This is a genomic window from Solwaraspora sp. WMMD791 (assembly GCF_029581195.1).
Classification (GTDB): domain Bacteria; phylum Actinomycetota; class Actinomycetes; order Mycobacteriales; family Micromonosporaceae; genus Micromonospora_E.
This window is the reverse complement of sequence record NZ_CP120737.1, coordinates 261,346-279,672: the sequence shown is the minus strand read 5'-3', so window position 1 is coordinate 279,672 and position 18,327 is coordinate 261,346. Positions and strand designations below refer to the sequence as shown.

The window sequence follows — 18,327 nt, the reverse complement described above, 5'->3', positions numbered from 1 at the left end:
GGTCAGCAGCGACCGTCACTGCGACGCGTCACGCGCGCGGAGCGACTCCTCCCGGCTCGGGTAGCCGCAGAGCTCAACGAGGTTGCCGGTGGCCGCCACGAAGGCATCGTGGGTGTCGTCGTCGAAATGGTTGAGCCAGTCCCCCGCTTTGCCCTTGCGGTAGTGGGCGGTCGGGCCGGCCTCCCGGCGCTTCTTACGCATCCGGGAGAAGCCGTGCCGGTCGAGCAACGCGGTCAGCTCGGCCGGGGGGATGGCAATACCGCAGTGCCGCAGCAGCTGATCGAACTCGTCCGCCTGCCGCTCGCCGACGAGATCCTCGTAGCGGAACAACCGAACGGTCTCCGTGCTCGGCGCGACCACCCACGAGCGCATGGCGGAGAACAGGTTCACCTTCGTCAGGTGATCGATGACGTACAGCAGCCCTTCCTTGGCGGGTAGCTCTTGGAGGACCTTGCGGTGCAGCAGGACGTCGCCCATCGGGGTGTGGGAGCTGCGCAGCGAGAAGTAGCTCGACACGACGACGTCGCGCGGGTCCCGCTGGATGAAGAACGCGCGGTACTTCTCCGGCTTGGGCAGGTCGTCGAACCCGTAGCGGGAGATGAACAGTGAGGAAACGATACGGCCGGTCGGAACGGCGTTCGGGTAACGCCGTCGGCTGACCCGCTGGTCAAACGGCAACAACCCCGAATAGCGATAGACCACCGGGTCGCTGAGCAGCGATTTGACCCACTGACTGGCGGTCTTGCGCACCGTGCAGTGGTAGACGTTGTCGTATTCGCACCGGGCGGCCACCGGGACCGTGAGACGACTTCTCGCGTTCTGCGTCTCCAGCATGGCCCACCGCGCGGCCACGCGTACGGGATCGGGCGTGTGATGCTTGGCGTACGTCAAGGTCTGGTTGATCAACGTCGTGTCCCCTGTCCGTGCCCGAAGCAGGAAGCCCACCTCACGTGGAGAGGATGATGCATTGCGACCGCGTCGGTCAACTTAGTGACTGACGGCGAAACTACCACTGCCGAGCGTACCGACCAAGGGACAGATGAGACGGACCAGCCGCGTCGGGCATCGCCGCGCTGGTGCCGGTCGCCGGCTAAGCGCCAGCCCGCTCACCGGCACCCGTCGCCGACCGGGTCAGCGGTCAGTCGGCCTCCTCATGCAGGTCGACACCGGCTTGCTCCAGCACCGACGGACCGACCCATCCACCCGCGTGCGGAGTGGCGGATCCTTCCCGCATACAGCTTTCGAGCGCACTCGCCCAAAGGTGCTCGATAAGAAGAACGACGACGTTGGTTTCCGGCGGGACACTGGACTTGAGATCGGGGATCTGACTCCCGGGGACCAGGGACCCTGTGCTGTCCACGGAGTAAGTCTGCAGCACCCCTGGAGGCGCTCGCCGACTCCAGGATCCGTTTGATGATGACGCCGTCCCAGTCGTCGAGTCCGCTCACCGCCTGCTCCGTGATGACGCGATTACCGGCCTTGTTGAACCCATAGACATCGACCAGCCGGACGGCCGAGTTCGACCGGAGCTGGTTGATCTGCTCCCTTATCCCGACCGGAAGCTCCGGCTGCTTGTAGCCGAGGACAAGGATCTGCGTCGCGCCGGCCATGCCTGACCCTTCCACACCTGGCCGTAGCCGCCACTGCAGCAGCCAGTTACCAGAGTTGCCGGCCCGGCGCTTACCCGCGACGCTAGGGCATAAACGACTTCACCAGCCCGTTGTGGGCATCGCCGGCACTCGGACGGTGACGCGGCGCCGCGACGCACCAGTCGTCAGACCTCGCCGCGTCGGGCGCGGACCGCGGCGAGCGCCTCGGCGAGGATCGCCTCGGCGTCGGCGTCGCTGCGACGTTCCTTGACGTACGCCAGGTGCGACTTGTACGGCTCGGTCCGCGGCCGGGCCGGCGGGTTCTGCTGGTCCTGCCCGGCGGGCAGCCCGCAGCGCGGGCACTCCCAGGTCTCCGGGGTGGCCGCGTCCACGGCGAGGCTGATCTGCACCGTGTGGTCGTTGGCGCACCAGTAGGTCGTCTGCCGCCGGGGCGCCGGTTGCGCCCGCTCGGTCGGCCGGGCCGGGCTGGCACCGATCCGGCTGCCCCGGATCGTGTGAGCACTCGCCATGAGGTCGCTCCTGTCGTCGGAAGGGGGTGTCACCACGGCACGAGGCCGTGGTGCGACGCCGGTGAAGCGGATGCAGCAAAAAGAAAGCGCGACCCGTATCAACGGGCCGCGCGAAATCTTACGACGGGCAGCGACGGATCACACACCCGCGTTCATCGCGACCTTGAGCCACAGACCCAGACCGACGATGCAGGCGAACCAGACGATGCCGGTCAGTACGGTGTACCGGTCGAGGTTCTTCTCGGCCACCGACGACCCGGCGAGGCTGGTGCTCACGCCACCACCGAACATGCTCGACATGCCGCCGCCCTTGCCCTTGTGCAGCAGGATCAGCATGGTGAGCATCACGCTCGTGATCACCAGCAACACGATCAATACGTAGGCGAACTCGATCGGCATGGTAGCGGTCAGTCCTCTCATGACGGTCGCCGTGGCTCCGGGGGACGAACCAGGCGAGCCTGTGCGGCGGCGGAGCACAGGCTCACCAAGGATAGCGGTCCGCGCACCCGGGCGCCGACCGGCTCCGGGGCGACATGCCCCGGAGCCGACCGGTCACCGCTTCACGTGCTCCGGGAACCGGACGATCTGGGCAAACTCCTCGGCGTCCAGGCTGGCTCCGCCGATCAGCGCGCCGTCGACGTCGACCTCGGCCATGATCGCGGCGATGTTCGCCGCCTTGACCGAGCCGCCGTAGAGGATCCGGGTCTGGTCGGCGGTGGCCCGGTCGTACGACTCGGCCAGCCGGGCCCGGATCGCGCCGCAGACCTCCTGGGCGTCCGCCGGGGTGGCGGTCTTACCGGTGCCGATCGCCCAGACCGGCTCGTACGCGATGACGACCTTGACCACCTGCTCGGCGGTCAACCCGGCGAGCGCGGCGTCGACCTGGTCGCGGCAGTGCGCGACGTGGCCGCCGGCCTCCCGCACGTCCAGGCCTTCGCCGACGCACAGGATCGGGGTGATCCCGTTCGCCAGCGCGGCGGCCACCTTGGCCTTGACCACCGCGTCGTCCTCGTGGTGGTACGCCCGCCGCTCCGAGTGGCCGACGGTGACGTACTGGCAGCCCAGCTTCGCCAGCATCGCCCCCGAGATGTCACCGGTGTAGGCACCACCAGCGTGCGGCGACAGGTCCTGCGCGCCGTAGCCGATGGCCAGCTTGTCGCCGTCGATCAGCGTCTGCACGCTGCGCAGCGCGGTGAACGGCGGCAGCACCGCCACCTCGACGTCGGTCAGCTGCTGCTCGTTCAAGCTGAACGCCAGCTTCTGGACCAGCGCGATGGCTTCCAGGTGGTTGAGGTTCATCTTCCAGTTGCCGGCCATCAACGGCCGGCGGGCAACGGTCTCAGGCACTGCTCTCACTTCTCCAGGGCGGCGATGCCGGGAAGGGTCTTGCCCTCCAGGTACTCCAGCGAGGCGCCCCCGCCGGTCGAGATGTGCCCGAAGGCGGACTCGTCGAGGCCGAGGGTGCGCACCGCGGCCGCCGAGTCACCGCCACCGACGACGGTGAAGCCGTCGACCTTGGTGATCGCCTCGGCGACACCCCGGGTGCCGGCGGCGAACGGGGCCAGCTCGAACACGCCCATCGGGCCGTTCCAGAACACCGTCCGGGCCCCGGCCAGGGCTTCGGCGAACGCGGCGACGCTGCGCGGACCGATGTCCAGGCCGAGCCGGTCGGCGGGGATCGCGGCGGCGTCGACCACGTCGTGGTCGGCGTCGGCGGCGAACGCGGCGGCGGCCACCACGTCGACCGGCAGCACGATCTTGCCGGCGGCCCGCTCCAGCAGCTCACGGCAGGTGTCGACCATCTCGGTCTCCAGCAGCGACTTGCCGACCTCGTGGCCCTGGGCCTTGAGGAAGGTGAAGCACATACCGCCGCCGACCAGCAGCTTGTCGACGGTCGGCAGCAGCGCCTCGATCACGGCGAGCTTGTCGGAGACCTTCGACCCGCCGAGCACCACCACGTACGGCCGCTCCGGCGCGCCGGTCAGCTTGCCGAGCACCTCGACCTCGCGGTGCACCAGCAGGCCGGCGACGTGCGGCAGCCGCGCCGGTACGTCGTACACGCTGGCGTGCTTGCGGTGCACGGCGCCGAACGCGTCGTCGACGTACGCGTCGGCGAACGCCGCCAGCTGGTCGGCGAAGGCGCCCCGCTCGCCGGCGTCCTTGCTGGTCTCCCCCGGGTTGAACCGCAGGTTCTCCAGCAGCGCGACCTGCCCGCCGGTCAGGCCGGCGACGGTGGCCTGCGCCGAGTCACCGACGGTGTCGGTGGCGAACGCGACCGGTGTGCCGAGCAGCTCGCCGAGGCGGGCGGCGACCGGGGCCAGGGTGTACTTCGGGTCCGGGGCGCCCTTGGGCCGGCCCAGGTGGGAGCAGACCACCACGGCCGCGCCGGCGTCCCGCAACGCGGTCAGGGTGGGCAGCACCGCACGGATCCGGCCGTCGTCGGCGATGACCCCCGGGTTGTCCTTCTCGAAGGGGACGTTCAGGTCGGCGCGCAGCAGCACGCGCCGACCCGACACACCCTCGGCGAGAAGATCGTCGAGAGTGGCTACCTGGCTCACAGGGACGCGCCCACCAGCTTGACCAGGTCCACCAGGCGGTTGGAGTAGCCCCACTCGTTGTCGTACCAGCCGACGACCTTGACCTGGTCGCCGATCACCTTGGTCAGGCCGGCGTCGAAGATGCACGACGCCGGGTCGGTGACGATGTCCGCCGACACGATCGGGTCCTCGGTGTAGGTGAGGATCCCCGCGAGGGGGCCCTGCGCAGCGGCCTTGACCGCGGCGTTGACCTCCTCGACGGTGGTCTCGCGGCCGACGGTGACGGTCAGGTCGGTGGCCGAGCCGGTCGGGATCGGCACCCGCAGCGCGTAGCCGTCCAGCTTGCCCTTGAGCTCCGGCAGTACCAGGCCGATCGCCTTGGCGGCGCCGGTCGAGGTCGGCACGATGTTCAGCGCGGCGGCCCGGGCCCGACGCAGGTCCTTGTGCGGCCCGTCCTGCAGGTTCTGGTCCTGGGTGTACGCGTGGATGGTGGTCATCAGACCACGCTCGATGCCGAACGTGTCCTGCAGCACCTTGGCCATCGGGGCGAGGCAGTTGGTGGTGCAGGAGGCGTTCGAGATGATCGTGTGCTGAGCCGGGTCGTACTTGTCGTCGTTGACGCCGAGCACGACGGTGAAGTCCTCGTTCTTGGCCGGAGCCGAGATGATGACCTTCTTGGCGCCGCCGTCGACGTGTGCCTTGGCCTTGGTGGCGTCGGTGAAGAAGCCGGTCGACTCGATCACCACGTCGGCGCCGAGGTCGCCCCAGGGCAGCTTGGCCGGGTCCCGCTCGGCCAGCGCCTTGATGGTGTGGCCGCCGACGGTGATCTCGTCGCCGCTGGCCTTCACCTCGTACGGCAGCCGGCCCAGGATGCTGTCGTACTTGAGCAGGTGCGCGGTGGTCGCGGTGTCGCCCAGGTCGTTGAAGGCGACGATCTGGATGTCCGCGCCGGAGGCGAGGACCGCCCGCGTGAAGTTACGGCCGATACGGCCGAAGCCGTTGATGCCAACCCGGATGGTCACAGGTCCCATCTCCTTGCTTCTCGCCCGCCCGGGCAGGAGCCGGACGGATTGGTGTGCGCCGACCGCGTGGCGGGCCGGGCGCCGATCAGATGATCCGGCCGGTCACGCCGCAGCCGTACGCGGCTCGGGCGGGACACCCGAGGCGGTGGTCGCGGCGGGAGAGCCGGGTGCCGGCCCCGTCGCCGTACACTGCGACCCTATCCGAGAAGCCCGTGCCGCGTTGCGCCGGGGCGTCCCGTCACCCGGTTACACAACAGGTGTTCACCCGACGAGCATCTCCGCCGTCACCGCATCCTCGGTGTCCGGAATGCCCAGGTCGCGGGCCCGCTTGTCGGCCAGGGCGAGCAACCGCCGGATCCGGCCGGCGATCGCGTCCTTGGTCAGCGGCGGGTCGGCCAGCGCCCCCAGCTCCTCCAGCGATGCCTGGCGGTGCTCCAGACGCAGCCGCCCGGCCGAGGTCAGGTGCCGTGGCGCGTCGTCGGCGAGAATCTCCAACGCCCGGGTGACCCGGGCGGCGGCGGCGACCGCCGCCCGCGCCGAGCGGCGCAGGTTGGCGTCGTCGAAGTTGGCCAGCCGGTTCGCGGTGGCCCGCACCTCCCGGCGTACCCGCCGCTCCTCCCAGGCCAGCACGCTGGCGTGCGCGCCGACCCGGGTGAGCAGCGCGGCGATCGCGTCACCGTCCTTGACCACCACCCGGTCGACCCCGCGCACCTCCCGGGCCTTGGCGGTGATGCCGAGCCGGCGGGCCGCGCCGACCAGCGCCAGCGCCGACTCCGGACCCGGGCAGGTGATCTCCAACGCGCTGGAGCGCCCCGGCTCGGTCAACGAGCCGTGCGACATGAACGCCCCCCGCCAGGCCGACACCGCGCAGCAGACGTTGGCCGACACCAGGTGCGGCGGCAGGCCACGGACCGGGCGGCCCCGCACGTCGAGCAGCCCGGTCTGGCGCGCCAACGCCTCACCGTCCTTGACCACCCGGATGATGTAGTGGTTGCCCTTGCGCAGCCCACTCGGGCTCAGGACGTGGATCTCACTCGGATAGCCGTACACGTCGGCCACCTCGCGCCGCAGCCGGCGGGCGACGGCGTTGGTGTCCAGCTCAGCTTCGACGACGACCCGGCCGGCGACGATGTGCAGCCCGCCGGAGAACCGCAGCAGCGCCGCCATCTCGGCGCGGCGGCAACACGGCTTGGGTACGTCGACCCGGCTGAGCTCGTCCTTGACGGCAGCGGTCATCGCCATAGTCATTCACCTCACGGGGGCCGGGTTGACGGCGGGTACCGATACGTACGTGCTTAACGAGCGGAGCCCAGGACAGGCACCAGGGCGGCACCCAACGCGACCGGATCGTGCCGGGGGCTGCCGTCGGCGACCGCCAACGGGGCGAGCGTCAAACGCGCACCCAGCGATTCTGCCGCACGGGCCACCGGGTCGGGATCGCCCACCGCCACCCCGTCGGCGAGGACGGTGTCGACCCGCAGCTGCGGCAGGTACCAGCTGAGCGCCGCCAGATGGTCGGCGACCGACAGCCCGAGGGTCTCCTTCTCGGCGGCCAGGTTGAGGGTGACCAGGCGACGGGCCGGGCTGGCCACGATCGCCGCCGCCAGGTCGGGCACCAGCAGGTGCGGGATGACGCTGGTGTACCAGCTGCCCGGGCCGAAGATCAGCCAGTCGGCGGCCTCGACCGCCGCGATCGCCGGCCGGCAGGCGGTCGGCGTCTTGGGCAGCAGCCGCACCGACTCCACCCGGCCCCGGGTGACCGCCACCGCGTGCTGGCCCCGGACGGTGACCACGTCGGTGGGTCTGCGCGGGTCGCCACCGCGCACGTCGGCCTCGATCGCCACCGGGTCGCAGGACATCGGCAGCACCCGTCCGGTCGCGCCGAGCAGCCGGCCGACGTGGTCGAGCGCCGCCACCGGGTCGCCGAGCAGCTCCATCAGGCCGCAGAGCACCAGGTTGCCGACGGCGTGCCCGGTGAGTGGATCGGCGCGTTCGCCGGGTGCCTCGCCCGGCACCGGCACGAACCGGTGCTGGAACAGTTCGGCGGTCAACTGCTCGGCGGGGTCCGGCCCGGCCAGCGCGGCCAGCGCCTGCCGCAGGTCGCCGGGGGGCAGGGCGCCCCGGTCGGCCCGCAGCCGGCCGCTGGACCCGCCGTCGTCGCCGACGGTTACCACCGCGGTGAGGTCCAGGTCCAGGCCGGCGGCGGCGTGCCGCAGGCCACGCAGCGAGGCGGCCAGCCCGTGCCCGCCACCGAAGGCCACCACCCGCAGTACGGTCACTCGCGCCCCAGGTCGCGGTGTTGCGCGTTGACCGACAGCCGGGCCTGCCGCAGCCGTACGGCGAGTTCCTCGGCGATCGCCACGCTGCGGTGCTTGCCGCCGGTGCAGCCGACGGCGACGGTCAGGTACCGCTTGCCCTCGCGTTCGAACCCGGCGGTGGTGGCGTTGATCAGCTCGGCGTAGTTGCGGACGAAGTCGTCGGCACCGGCCTGGCTGAGCACGTACCCGCTGACCGAGGCCTCCCGGCCGGTGTACTCGCGCAGCTCCGGCACCCAGTACGGGTTGGGCAGGAACCGCGCGTCGATGACGAAGTCGGCGTCCGGCGGCAGGCCGTACTTGAATCCGAAGGACAGCACGGTGACCCGCAGCCGACGGGCGTCCTCGCCGGCGAACAGCTCCTCGACCCGCCGGCGCAGCTGGTTCTCGTTGAGGTGCGAGGTGTCGATGATCACGTCGGCCTGGTCGCGGGCCTCGGCGAGCAGCTCCCGCTCGGCGGCGATCCCGTCGGCCAGCCGCCCGTCGCCCTGCAACGGATGGGACCGCCGGACGCTTTCGAACCGGCGGATCAGCACGTCGGCTGCGGCGTCGACGAAGACCACCCGTGGCTGGTAGCCACGCTCCTTCAGCGCCCGGATCGCCCCGGCGAGGTCGGTGGAGAAGGCACGGCTGCGCACGTCGAGCACCATGGCGGTCCGCCGGGCCGCGCCACCGGCACGCATCGCCAGCTCGGCCATGTCCAGCAGCAGCGCCTGCGGCAGGTTGTCCACCACGTAGTAGCCGACGTTCTCCAACGCGCGGGCGACGGTGGACCGGCCGCCACCGGACACCCCGGTCACCACCACCAGCCGGGCCTCGTGCTGCTCGGCGCCCGGGGCGGCCGGCTCGCCGTCGTGCACGGCGCTGCCGGCCAGGTCGTCGCCCGGGCTCAGGCTGTTCTGCCTCACGATCCTCCTGCCTGCGGGTGCGCCGCGCGCCAGATGCGCGGCGGTCGACACCACGGAAGGGATTCTACGGGCGATCCGCGCCGCTATCCGGCGACCCGGCGAGCGCAGCGATGATCGTCTCCGCGGTCCGCCGGCCGATCCCGGGGACTTCGGTGATCTCCTCGACGGTCGCCGCCGCGAGTCGCCGTACCGACCCGAAGTGGCGCAGCAGCGCTTTGCGGCGCACCTCGCCGAGGCCGGGGACCTGGTCGAGGCCGGAGGCGACCATCCGTTTGGACCGCCGCTGCCGGTGGTAGCTGATCGCGAACCGGTGCGCCTCGTCGCGGATGCGTTGCAGCAGGTAGAGCCCTTCGGAGGTACGGGGCAGGATCACCGGGTAGTCGTCGCCGGGCAGCCACACCTCCTCCAGGCGCTTGGCCAGCCCGCACAGCGCCACGTCGTCGATGCCGAGGTCGGCCAGGACCGTCGCGGCGGCCTGCACCTGTGGTGCACCGCCGTCGACCACGATCAACTGCGGGGGGTACGCGAACCGGCGCGGCCGGCCGGTCTGCGGGTCCACCGCCGGGGCGACCGACTCCAGCGCGGTCTCCGCCGGCTCCGGCGTACTGCCCGACGGCTCCGGCGTACCGTCTGCCTGCTCCGGCACGGTGTCCGCCGGCTCCGCTGGGGCGCGGTGACGGGCGAACCGGCGACGCAGCACCTCGCTCATCGCCGACAGGTCGTCGGTCGCGCCCCGGACCGCGAACCGGCGGTACTCCGCCTTGCGCGGCAGGCCGTCCTCGAAGACCACCAGGCTGGCGACGACGTCGGTGCCCTGGATCTGCGACACGTCGAAGCACTCGATGCGCAGCGGCGCGGCGGCCAGCCCGAGCGCCTCGGCGATCTCCTCCAACGCCTGGCCCCGGGTGGTCAGGTCACTGGCCCGGCGCAGCTTGTGCCGGGTCAGCGACTCCCCCGCGTTGCGGGCGACGGTCTCCATCAGCGCCCGCTTGTCACCGCGTTGCGGCACCCGCAGGGTGACCCGGCTGCCCCGGCGGGTGGTCAACCAGTCGGCGAGCGCCGGGGCGTCCGCCGGCAACTCGGGCACCAGCAGCTCCCGTGGTACGTCGGTCTCGCCCTGCTCCGGGCCGTACACCTGGGTGCAGAAGTGGTGCACCAGGTCGGCGGTGGTCAGCTCCTCGACCTTCTCCACCACCCAGCCACGCTGGCCGCGTACCCGACCGCCCCGGACGTGGAACACCTGCACGGCGGCTTCGAGTGGATCCTCGGCGAAGGCCACCACGTCGGCGTCGGTGCCGTCACCGAGCACGACGGTCTGTTTCTCCATGGCCTTGCGCAGCGCGGCGACGTCGTCGCGCAGCCGGGCGGCCCGCTCGAACTCCAGGGCGTCGGAGGCGTCGCGCATCTCGCGTTCCAGGCGGCGCACCATCGTGTCGGTCCGGCCCGCCATGAAGTCGCAGAACTCGTCGACGATCGCCCGGTGCCCGGCGGCGTCGATCCGCCCGACGCACGGGGCCGCACACTTGCCGATGTCACCCAGCAGGCAGGGCCGCCCGACGTGGCCGGCCTGCCGGAAGACCCCGGCCGAGCAGGTCCGCGCGGGAAAGACCCGCAGCAGCAGGTCGAGGGTCTCGCGGATCGCCCAGGCGTGCGAGTACGGGCCGAAGTAGCGCACCCCTTTGCGCTTGGCGCCGCGCATCACCTGCAGCCGGGGGAACTCCTCGTCGAGTGTGACCGCCAGGTATGGGTAGGACTTGTCGTCGCGGTAGCGGACGTTGAACCGGGGGTCGTACTCCTTGATCCAGAGGTACTCCAGTTGGAGTGCCTCGACCTCGCTGCCGACAGTGACCCAGTCGACCGACGCGGCGGTGGTGACCATCTGCTGGGTGCGCTGATGCAGTTGCCACAGGTCGCCGAAGTAGGAGTTGAGCCGGCTGCGCAGGCTCTTGGCCTTGCCGACGTAGATCACCCGGCCGGTCGGGTCGCGGAACCGGTAGACCCCGGGGGCGTCCGGGATCGTGCCCGGGGCGGGACGGTAGCTGGACGGATCTGGCATCGCCGTGAAGGGTAGTCCAGACCTGTGACAGTACGAGCGCCCACGGCCGCCCGGCGCCGCACGCGCCGGGCGGCCGTGGGCCGTCTGGGTGCCTTGCGCCGACCACCGGGCCACGGCCGGGTGGTCGGCGGGCCGACCGGGACGTCAGGCCACGGTGAGGGATTCGCCGTCGACGGTGACCGTCTTCTCCTCCAGCGGCGAGGGGGCCGGGCCGGAGACCACCGAACCGTCCTCGATGGAGAAGCTGCTGAAGTGGCAGGTGCAGTTGATCGTGCCGCCGTCGAGGTTGGCCACCGGGCAGCCCTGGTGGGTGCAGATGTTGCTGAACGCCTTGAACTCGCCCTCGGCGGGCTGGGTCACCACGACCCCCTGGGCGGCGAGGATCACGCCGCCGCCGACCGGGACCTGGCTGGTGGTCAGGCCCTCGCCGCCGGAACCGGTGTCGCCACCGGTGTCCGTGCCGTCGGTGTCCGTGCCGTCGGTGGAGCCGGTGCCGGCCGGAGCGTTCGCGCCGCCGTTGCCCAGGGTGTCGTCGTCGCCGGTGCCACATGCGGCCAGCGCGACCGTCGCGCCGACCCCACCGGCGCCGATCAGCAGCGCGCGACGGCTGGTCGGGACGGCGTCGGTCGTCGTCTGGTGCTCAGTCATGCGGAAGCCCTTCCTCATTGGTTGCCACGGCTGGTCGTCCGCAGCCACGCCAGTAGACACGGCGACGCGCCACGAACGGTTCATCCCGATATGACGGTAGAACCATGATCCATGGGCAGCCGTGGAGACCGCTGTACGGCCGCTGTGTCAATGCTGTACGACCGCTTCGGCCGCGCGTCGCGCACCGGAGCCCCGCTTCGCCCTGGTCGAACCGCCGGTCGTGCGGCCGGTCGCGCCGTTGGCCTTGGCCGCGCGGGCGGAGGCGGCGGCCGACCCACCGGCAGCACCGGTGAGCCCGAGGACCGGGCGCAGGAACGCCCCGGTGTGGCTCTCCGCCACCTCGGCGACCTCCTCCGGCCGGCCGGTGGCCACCACGGTGCCGCCCCGGTGCCCGCCTTCCGGCCCCATGTCGATCAGCCAGTCCGCGGTCTTGATCACATCGAGGTTGTGCTCGATGACGACCACGGTGTTGCCCTTGTCGACCAGGCCGGCCAGCACCGTCAGCAGCTTACGGATGTCCTCGAAGTGCAGCCCGGTGGTCGGCTCGTCGAGGACGTACACCGTCCGTCCGGTCGACCGCTTCTGCAGCTCGGAGGCGAGCTTGACCCGCTGGGCCTCGCCGCCGGACAGCGTCGGCGCCGGCTGACCGAGCCGCACGTAGCCCAGCCCGACGTCGACCAGGGTCTTCAGGTGCCGGTGGATCGCCGGGATGGCCTCGAAGAACTCCGCGGCCTCCTCGATCGGCATCTGCAGGATCTCGGCGATGGTGCGGCCCTTGTAGTGCACCTCGAGGGTCTCCCGGTTGTACCGGTCGCCCTTGCAGACCTCGCACGGCACGTAGACGTCCGGCAGGAAGTTCATCTCGATCTTGATAGTGCCGTCACCGGAGCACGACTCGCACCGGCCTCCCTTGACGTTGAACGAGAACCGCCCCGGCCCGTAGCCGCGTACCTTCGCCTCGGTGGTCTCGGCGAACAGCCGGCGGATGTGGTCGAACACCCCGGTGTAGGTGGCCGGGTTCGACCGCGGGGTACGCCCGATCGGCGACTGGTCGACCCCGACGACCTTGTCCACGTGCTCCAGCCCGCTGATCCGGGTGTGCCGGCCCGGCACCAGCCGGGCGTTGTTGATCTGGTTGGCCAGCACGGTGTAGAGGATGTCGTTGACCAGGGTCGACTTGCCCGACCCGCTGACCCCGGTCACCGCGATGAGCTGGCCGAGCGGGAACGGCACGGTCAGGTTGCGCAGGTTGTGCTCCCGTGCGCCGTGCACCACCAGCTCCCGCCCGGCGGTGACCGGTCGTCGGCTGGCCGGCACCGGGATGACCTTGCGACCGGACAGGTACGCCCCGGTCAGCGACTCGTCGCTGGCGAGCAGGTCGTCGACCGGACCGCTGTGCACGATCCGGCCGCCGTGCTCACCGGCGCCCGGCCCGATGTCGACGATCCAGTCGGCGGTGCGGATGGTGTCCTCGTCGTGCTCGACGACGATCAGCGTGTTGCCCAGCCCCCGCAGCCGGACCAGGGTCTCGATCAGCCGGTGGTTGTCCCGCTGGTGCAGGCCGATCGACGGCTCGTCGAGCACGTACAGCACTCCGACCAGGCCGGAGCCGATCTGGGTGGCGAGCCGGATCCGCTGCGCCTCGCCGCCGGAGAGGGTGCCGGCGGCACGGTCCAGCGACAGGTAGTCCAAGCCGACGTCGACCAGGAACCGCAGCCGGGCGTTGATCTCCTTGAGGACCCGTTCGGCGATCAGCTTCTGCCGGTCGGTCAGGGTCAGCCCGGCCAGCAGGTCGGCGCAGTCACCGACGGACAGCGCCGTCACCTCGGCGATGTTGCGCCCGGCGACGGTGACGGCCAGCACCTCGGGCTTGAGCCGGGCCCCGCCGCAGGAGCCGCAGGGCACGTCGCGCATGTAGCCCTCGTACTTGTCCCGGGACCACTCCGACTCGGTGTCGGTGTGCCGACGCTCGATCCACTGCACCACACCCTCGAAGCCGGTGTAGTAGGAACGCTCCCGTCCGTACTTGTTGCGGTAGCGCACGTGCACCTGGTCGTCGGAGCCGTACAGGATGGTCTTCTGCACCCGGCTGGGCAGCTTGCGCCACGGGGTGTCCAGGTCGAAGTGCTCGGCCTCGCCGAGGGCGGCGAGCAACCGGGCGAAGTACTCCTGGGTCTGCCCGCCGGACCACGGCGCGATCGCGCCGTCGCGTAGGGTGCGCTCCTCGTCCGGGACGACCAACTCGGCGTCGACCTCCTTCTTGGTGCCCAGCCCGACGCACTCCGGGCAGGCTCCGTACGGGGCGTTGAAGGAGAAGACCCGCGGCTCCAGATCCTCGATCGCCAGCGGGTGGTCGTTGGGGCAGGCCAGATGCTCGGAGTAGCGGCGTTCCCGGCCCGGGTCGCCCTCGGCGAGGTCGACGAAGTCGAGCAGCACGATGCCGCCGGCCAGGCCGAGCGCCGACTCCACCGAGTCGGTCAGCCGCCGGCGGGCACTGGGCTTGACGGTGAGCCGGTCGACGACCACTTCGATGGTGTGCTTCTCCTGCTTCTTCAGCTTCGGCGGCTCGGTCAGCGGGTGCACCACGCCGTCGACCCGGGCCCGGGCGTACCCCTTGGCCTGCAGGTCGGCGAAGAGGTCGACGTACTCGCCCTTGCGGCCGCGCACCACCGGCGCGAGCACCATGAACCGGGTGCCCTCGGGCATGGCCAGGACCCGGTCGACGATCTGCTGCGGGGTCTGCCGGGAGATCCGTTCGCCGCAGACCGGGCAGTGCGGCTCACCGACCCGGGCGAAGAGCAGTCGCAGGTAGTCGTAGACCTCGGTGATCGTGCCGACGGTCGACCGGGGGTTGCGGGAGGTCGACTTCTGGTCGATGGAGACCGCCGGCGACAGCCCTTCGATGAAGTCGACGTCCGGTTTGTCCATCTGGCCGAGGAACTGTCGGGCGTACGACGACAGCGACTCCACGTACCGCCGCTGCCCTTCGGCGAAGATGGTGTCGAACGCGAGGCTGGACTTGCCCGAGCCGGACAGGCCGGTGAACACGATCAGCGCGTCACGGGGCAGGTCGAGACTGACGTCGCGAAGGTTGTGCTCGCGCGCGCCACGGATGATCAATCGGTCGGCCACGGTCCGCCTGCTCCTGTGAAGAGGTGTGCGTATCAGGTCCGGTCGACTGCGCCGTGCGGTGCACGGCAGCACGACCGAGGGTGTGCTGAGCGGGTGGTGCGCGGATCGCCGGGGCCCAGGGGCGCTGGGGCCCGGTCGACACGTCGCACGCCAGCGGCAACTGTAGCCCCGGGGTCCGACAAGTTTCCCCGACGCGCCTGACGCCCGCACTCGGCGAGGGCGCCGGCTGCGGCAGCGCCGGCCACGGTACGGGTCCCCCGATCGGGGTACGGCCCGACCGGTCCGGGCGAATCCCGCCCCGACAGCCACAACAACCGGCATACTCCACATATTGGTCAAGTCACCTTTGACCTCGCGTGGAGTCGGGGGTTCCTCCACGCGTCAGCGGGCCGGCCCGTCCGATCGGGGGGTGGGACGGGTCGGCCCCTCCCCCGTACCGGGCCGGACCAGCAGGGATCAGCCGAGCCGGCAGTGTCGACGGGACCGATCGCGACGTACCGTCTGATTCCATGCCGTCACCGGTCGCGAACAGCGACGACCCGCCCGCCGTGCCACCCACGGCGACCGATCCACCGGCCCCGGACGCCGCGCCGACCCCGCCGCCGCGCCCCCGGCGCGGCCTGCGCTGGCTGCGCCTGACCGCGCTGATCGTCGGGCTGTCGCTGCTGCTGGTGATCGGCGGTACGGCGACCGCCGGCTGGCTGTACGCCCGCTCGGTCGAGTCACGGGTCGACAAGGTGGAGATCTTCGACACCCTGCCCGAGGCGCAGCGGCCGGTGAAGGCCGTGGAGCAGGCACGGAACTTCCTGATCGTCGGCAGCGACTCCCGCGACCCCGACACCGGCGGCTCCCGCACCGACACCATCATCCTGGCCCACCTGCCGGCGCAGCTTGACAGCGTGCAGCTGGTCTCGATCCCCCGGGACACCTGGGTCCGGGTGCCCGACCCGGACGGCACCGGAGACGGCCGGGAAGACAAGATCAATTCCGCGTACGCCACCGGCGGCACGCCGCTGCTGGTGCAGACCGTGGAGGCGTTCACCGGTGTCCGCATCGACCACGTCGTGCTGATCGACTTCGGCGGCTTCGCCGACATCATCGACGCGGTCGGCGGCATCGACCTCGCCGTCGACGAGCCGTTCACCTCGGTCCACCCGCCGTACCGGCAGTTCACCCCCGGCCTGCAGCACATGGACGGGCAGACCGCCCTGGACTACGCCCGCCAGCGCAAGCAGTTCGCCGACGGCGACTTCACCCGGATGCGCCACCAGCAGGAGATCATCGCGGCGGTACTCGACCAGGCCCGCAGCAGCGGCCTGCTCACCGACCCCGGCCGGCTCGACGACTTCCTGCGGGCCACCGCCGACGCGGTCAGCGTGGACGAGGCCACCTCGGTGTTCGACACGGTGTGGGCGCTGCGCCAGCTGCGCAGCGCCGACCTCACCATGCTCACCTCCCCCTCGTCGGGCACCGGGCAGCGGGCCGGACAGAGCGTGGTGTTCCCGGACGACGAGGTGGCCGCCTCCCTCTACGCGGCGATCCGTGCCGACACCGTCGACGACTGGCTGCGCGAGCACCCCACCGGCGGCTGACCGCCGGCCGGCAGCTCACCGGGCGGTGAGCTGCCGGCCGGGTACTCAGGCCGGTCGGTGTCGTCCCCGGTGCTCCTTGGTTATTCGCTTCCACTTGGCCCGCTCGGCGGCGGCCAACCGGACGTCGCGGCGACGCATCTCGTAGGCCACCTCCCGCTGCAGCCGCTGCCAGCTCTCCCAACGACGCACCGGCAGCTCACCGGAGTCCAACGCGGCCCGCACCGCGCAACCCGGCTCGGGGCCGTGCCCGCAGTCGACGAACCGGCACTGCGCCGCCAACTGCGCCACATCGGCGAAGGCCTCGTCCAGGCCGTCGGCGGCGTCCAGCAGCCCCACCGCCCGCACCCCTGGGGTGTCCAGCACCGCACCCCCGCCCGGAATCGGGATCAACGCCCGGTACGTGGTGGTGTGCCGGCCCTTGCCGTCGACCCGACGGATCTGCTGGGTGCCCATCACCTCGGCCCCGGCGAGCGCGTTGACCAGGGTCGACTTGCCGGCGCCGGACGGGCCGAGCAGACCGAGGGTGCGCCCGGCGGCCACGTACGGGCGGACCTGCGCCAGCCCGTCGCCGCGTTGCGCGCTCACCGCGATCACCGGCACCCCCGGCGCCACGGCGGACAACGACCCGGCCACCGCCGCCGGATCGGCGGCGGCGTCGCACTTGGTGAGCAGCACCACCGGTGCGGCCCCGGACTCCCAGGCGAGCGCGAGGAACCGTTCGACCCGGCCCACGTCGGGGGCCGGATGCATCGGTTCGACGACCGCTGCGGTGTCGATGTTGGCGGCCAGGACCTGGCCGGTGGAGTCCTTCCCGGCGGTACGCCGGACCAGCATGGTCCGCCGGGGCAGCACCCGTTGCGCGGTGATCCGCTGGTCCGGCCACCGCCGCACGGTCACCCAGTCCCCGGCGCAGGGCAGCGCCACCGGGTCGGCGGCCGCCGCAGTCAGGACGGCACCGGCGATGCTCGCGCGTACCGGACCGTCAGCGGTCAGTACGGTGCACACGCCCCGGTCCACCCGGGTGACCCGGCCTGGCCGGTCACCGGCGTCGACAGTGGTCAGGGCACGGTCGTAGGAGGCGTCCCAACCGAGGGACGCGAGGTCGAACGTCATGGGGAACCCTTGTCAGGTCGAGGGGCACCGGCCGGCCGTGACGGCCGGTCGGCACCGGAGGAAAGGACGGGCGGGCGTACCGCAGCACACGGGCACGGTCGCCATCACCTCCTTCCCACGAGTTCTGCCTGACGCGTCGGAGCAACGGTAGCCTTCACCCGGCAGCCCGGGAAACCCAATTCCGCCGGGCCACGACCAGCAGGAGGTTGCGGTGTCCTACTCGGGAGACGTCACCGTCGGCGGACCGCCGGACACCCGGGAACTGACCACCCTGACCATCACCAAGGTCGCGGTCGGCCCGATGGACAACAACGCGTACCTGCTGCGCTGCCGGCGTACCGGCGAGCAACTGCTGATCGACGCGGCCAACGAGGCACCCCGGCTGTTGGAGCTGGCCGGCCCGGCGGGGCTGGCCACCGTGGTCACCACGCATCAGCACATGGACCACTGGGTGGCCCTGGAGGAAGTGGTGACCACGACCGGCGCGGCGTCACTGGCCCACCCGGCCGACGCCGACGGCCTGCCGCTGGTCACCGCCACCGTCGCCGACGGCGACCGGATCACCGTCGGCGACGGCGAGTTGGAGGTCGTCCACCTGGTCGGGCACACCCCCGGGTCGATCGCCCTGCTCCACCGGGACCCCGACGGAGTCGCCCACCTGTTCACCGGGGACTCGTTGTTCCCTGGCGGGGTCGGCAACACCCGTGGCGACCAGCGCGACTTCACCTCGCTGATCGACGACGTGGAGCACAAGCTGTTCGACCGGCTGCCCGACGACACCTGGTTCTACCCCGGGCACGGCAGGGATTCGACGTTGGGCGCCGAGCGGCCGGCGCTGCCGGCGTGGCGGGCGCGCGGCTGGTGAGTGGCGCCCGACGGCGGCGC

Annotated in this window: 15 protein-coding genes; 2 read left to right on the top strand and 13 right to left on the bottom strand. The window is 71.5% G+C overall.

The genetic code is table 11. The annotated features are described in order from the left end of the window. Positions 1-15: 15 nt before the first annotated feature. From O7623_RS01300 to uvrA, 12 genes are all read right to left on the bottom strand, one after another. A complete protein-coding gene (locus O7623_RS01300) occupies positions 16-906 on the bottom strand; it encodes a sulfotransferase domain-containing protein (protein ID WP_282226729.1) in 891 nt (296 codons plus the stop codon). A gap of 868 nt (positions 907-1,774) precedes the next feature. Beyond that, a complete protein-coding gene (locus O7623_RS01295; RefSeq protein WP_282226728.1) occupies positions 1,775-2,119 on the bottom strand; it encodes an RNA polymerase-binding protein RbpA in 345 nt (114 codons plus the stop codon). Between the two features lie 138 nt (positions 2,120-2,257). Continuing rightward, positions 2,258-2,518, bottom strand: a complete 261-nt coding sequence (gene secG / locus O7623_RS01290) for a preprotein translocase subunit SecG (RefSeq protein WP_282229688.1) — start codon at positions 2,516-2,518, stop codon at positions 2,258-2,260. Positions 2,519-2,671: 153 nt separating this feature from the next. After that, complete coding sequence (tpiA, locus tag O7623_RS01285) at positions 2,672-3,436, bottom strand: triose-phosphate isomerase (protein ID WP_282229687.1); 765 nt, start codon at positions 3,434-3,436, stop codon at positions 2,672-2,674. Positions 3,437-3,471: 35 nt separating this feature from the next. Further along, the gene (locus O7623_RS01280; protein WP_282226727.1) at positions 3,472-4,677 is read right to left on the bottom strand and encodes a phosphoglycerate kinase; all 1,206 of its coding nucleotides are present in this window, start codon (positions 4,675-4,677) and stop codon (positions 3,472-3,474) included. Beyond that, the gene (gene gap / locus O7623_RS01275) at positions 4,674-5,678 is read right to left on the bottom strand and encodes a type I glyceraldehyde-3-phosphate dehydrogenase (protein ID WP_282226726.1); all 1,005 of its coding nucleotides are present in this window, start codon (positions 5,676-5,678) and stop codon (positions 4,674-4,676) included. Before gap ends, O7623_RS01280 begins: the two co-directional genes overlap by 4 nt. 261 nt (positions 5,679-5,939) lie before the next feature. Continuing rightward, positions 5,940-6,920: a DNA-binding protein WhiA gene (gene whiA / locus O7623_RS01270; protein ID WP_282226725.1), complete on the bottom strand. Its 981-nt coding sequence runs from the start codon at positions 6,918-6,920 to the stop codon at positions 5,940-5,942. A 53-nt stretch (positions 6,921-6,973) separates the two neighbouring features. Beyond that, positions 6,974-7,957, bottom strand: coding sequence for a uridine diphosphate-N-acetylglucosamine-binding protein YvcK (gene yvcK, locus O7623_RS01265; RefSeq protein WP_282226724.1), 984 nt, complete (start codon positions 7,955-7,957; stop codon positions 6,974-6,976). Next, positions 7,954-8,853, bottom strand: a complete 900-nt coding sequence (rapZ, locus tag O7623_RS01260; protein WP_282229686.1) for an RNase adapter RapZ — start codon at positions 8,851-8,853, stop codon at positions 7,954-7,956. Before rapZ ends, yvcK begins: the two co-directional genes overlap by 4 nt. A gap of 112 nt (positions 8,854-8,965) precedes the next feature. Continuing rightward, a complete protein-coding gene (uvrC, locus tag O7623_RS01255; RefSeq protein ID WP_282226723.1) occupies positions 8,966-10,957 on the bottom strand; it encodes an excinuclease ABC subunit UvrC in 1,992 nt (663 codons plus the stop codon). Between the two features lie 144 nt (positions 10,958-11,101). Further along, the gene (locus O7623_RS01250) at positions 11,102-11,605 is read right to left on the bottom strand and encodes a Rieske 2Fe-2S domain-containing protein (protein WP_282226722.1); all 504 of its coding nucleotides are present in this window, start codon (positions 11,603-11,605) and stop codon (positions 11,102-11,104) included. A gap of 147 nt (positions 11,606-11,752) precedes the next feature. Further along, a complete protein-coding gene (uvrA, locus tag O7623_RS01245; RefSeq protein WP_282226721.1) occupies positions 11,753-14,737 on the bottom strand; it encodes an excinuclease ABC subunit UvrA in 2,985 nt (994 codons plus the stop codon). 509 nt (positions 14,738-15,246) lie between these two features. Between uvrA and O7623_RS01240 the strand changes: the two genes are divergently transcribed. Then, positions 15,247-16,329 carry an LCP family protein gene (locus O7623_RS01240; RefSeq protein ID WP_282226720.1) on the top strand — a complete coding sequence of 361 codons (1,083 nt, stop codon included), beginning with the start codon at positions 15,247-15,249 and terminating at the stop codon, positions 16,327-16,329. A 45-nt stretch (positions 16,330-16,374) separates the two neighbouring features. Here O7623_RS01240 and rsgA read toward each other — a convergent pair whose 3' ends face one another. After that, positions 16,375-17,442 carry a ribosome small subunit-dependent GTPase A gene (gene rsgA / locus O7623_RS01235; protein ID WP_282226719.1) on the bottom strand — a complete coding sequence of 356 codons (1,068 nt, stop codon included), beginning with the start codon at positions 17,440-17,442 and terminating at the stop codon, positions 16,375-16,377. Between the two features lie 211 nt (positions 17,443-17,653). On the opposite strand from rsgA, the gene O7623_RS01230 reads away from it, so the two are divergent. After that, on the top strand, positions 17,654-18,307 hold the full coding sequence (locus O7623_RS01230) for an MBL fold metallo-hydrolase (RefSeq protein ID WP_282226718.1): 654 nt from the start codon (positions 17,654-17,656) through the stop codon (positions 18,305-18,307). Positions 18,308-18,327: the final 20 nt, after the last annotated feature.

Excerpts from the sequence above, each read along its gene's own strand:
- O7623_RS01295 (WP_282226728.1), bottom strand. The coding sequence starts at position 2,119 with ATGGCGAGTGCTCACACGATCCGGGGCAGCCGGATCGGTGCCAGCCCG.
- whiA (WP_282226725.1), bottom strand. The coding sequence starts at position 6,920 with ATGGCGATGACCGCTGCCGTCAAGGACGAGCTCAGCCGGGTCGACGTA.
- rsgA (WP_282226719.1), bottom strand. The coding sequence starts at position 17,442 with ATGACGTTCGACCTCGCGTCCCTCGGTTGGGACGCCTCCTACGACCGT.
- uvrC (WP_282226723.1), bottom strand. The coding sequence starts at position 10,957 with ATGCCAGATCCGTCCAGCTACCGTCCCGCCCCGGGCACGATCCCGGAC.
- tpiA (WP_282229687.1), bottom strand. The coding sequence starts at position 3,436 with ATGGCCGGCAACTGGAAGATGAACCTCAACCACCTGGAAGCCATCGCG.
- O7623_RS01250 (WP_282226722.1), bottom strand. The coding sequence starts at position 11,605 with ATGACTGAGCACCAGACGACGACCGACGCCGTCCCGACCAGCCGTCGC.
- O7623_RS01240 (WP_282226720.1), top strand. The coding sequence starts at position 15,247 with ATGCCGTCACCGGTCGCGAACAGCGACGACCCGCCCGCCGTGCCACCC.
- secG (WP_282229688.1), bottom strand. The coding sequence starts at position 2,518 with ATGCCGATCGAGTTCGCCTACGTATTGATCGTGTTGCTGGTGATCACG.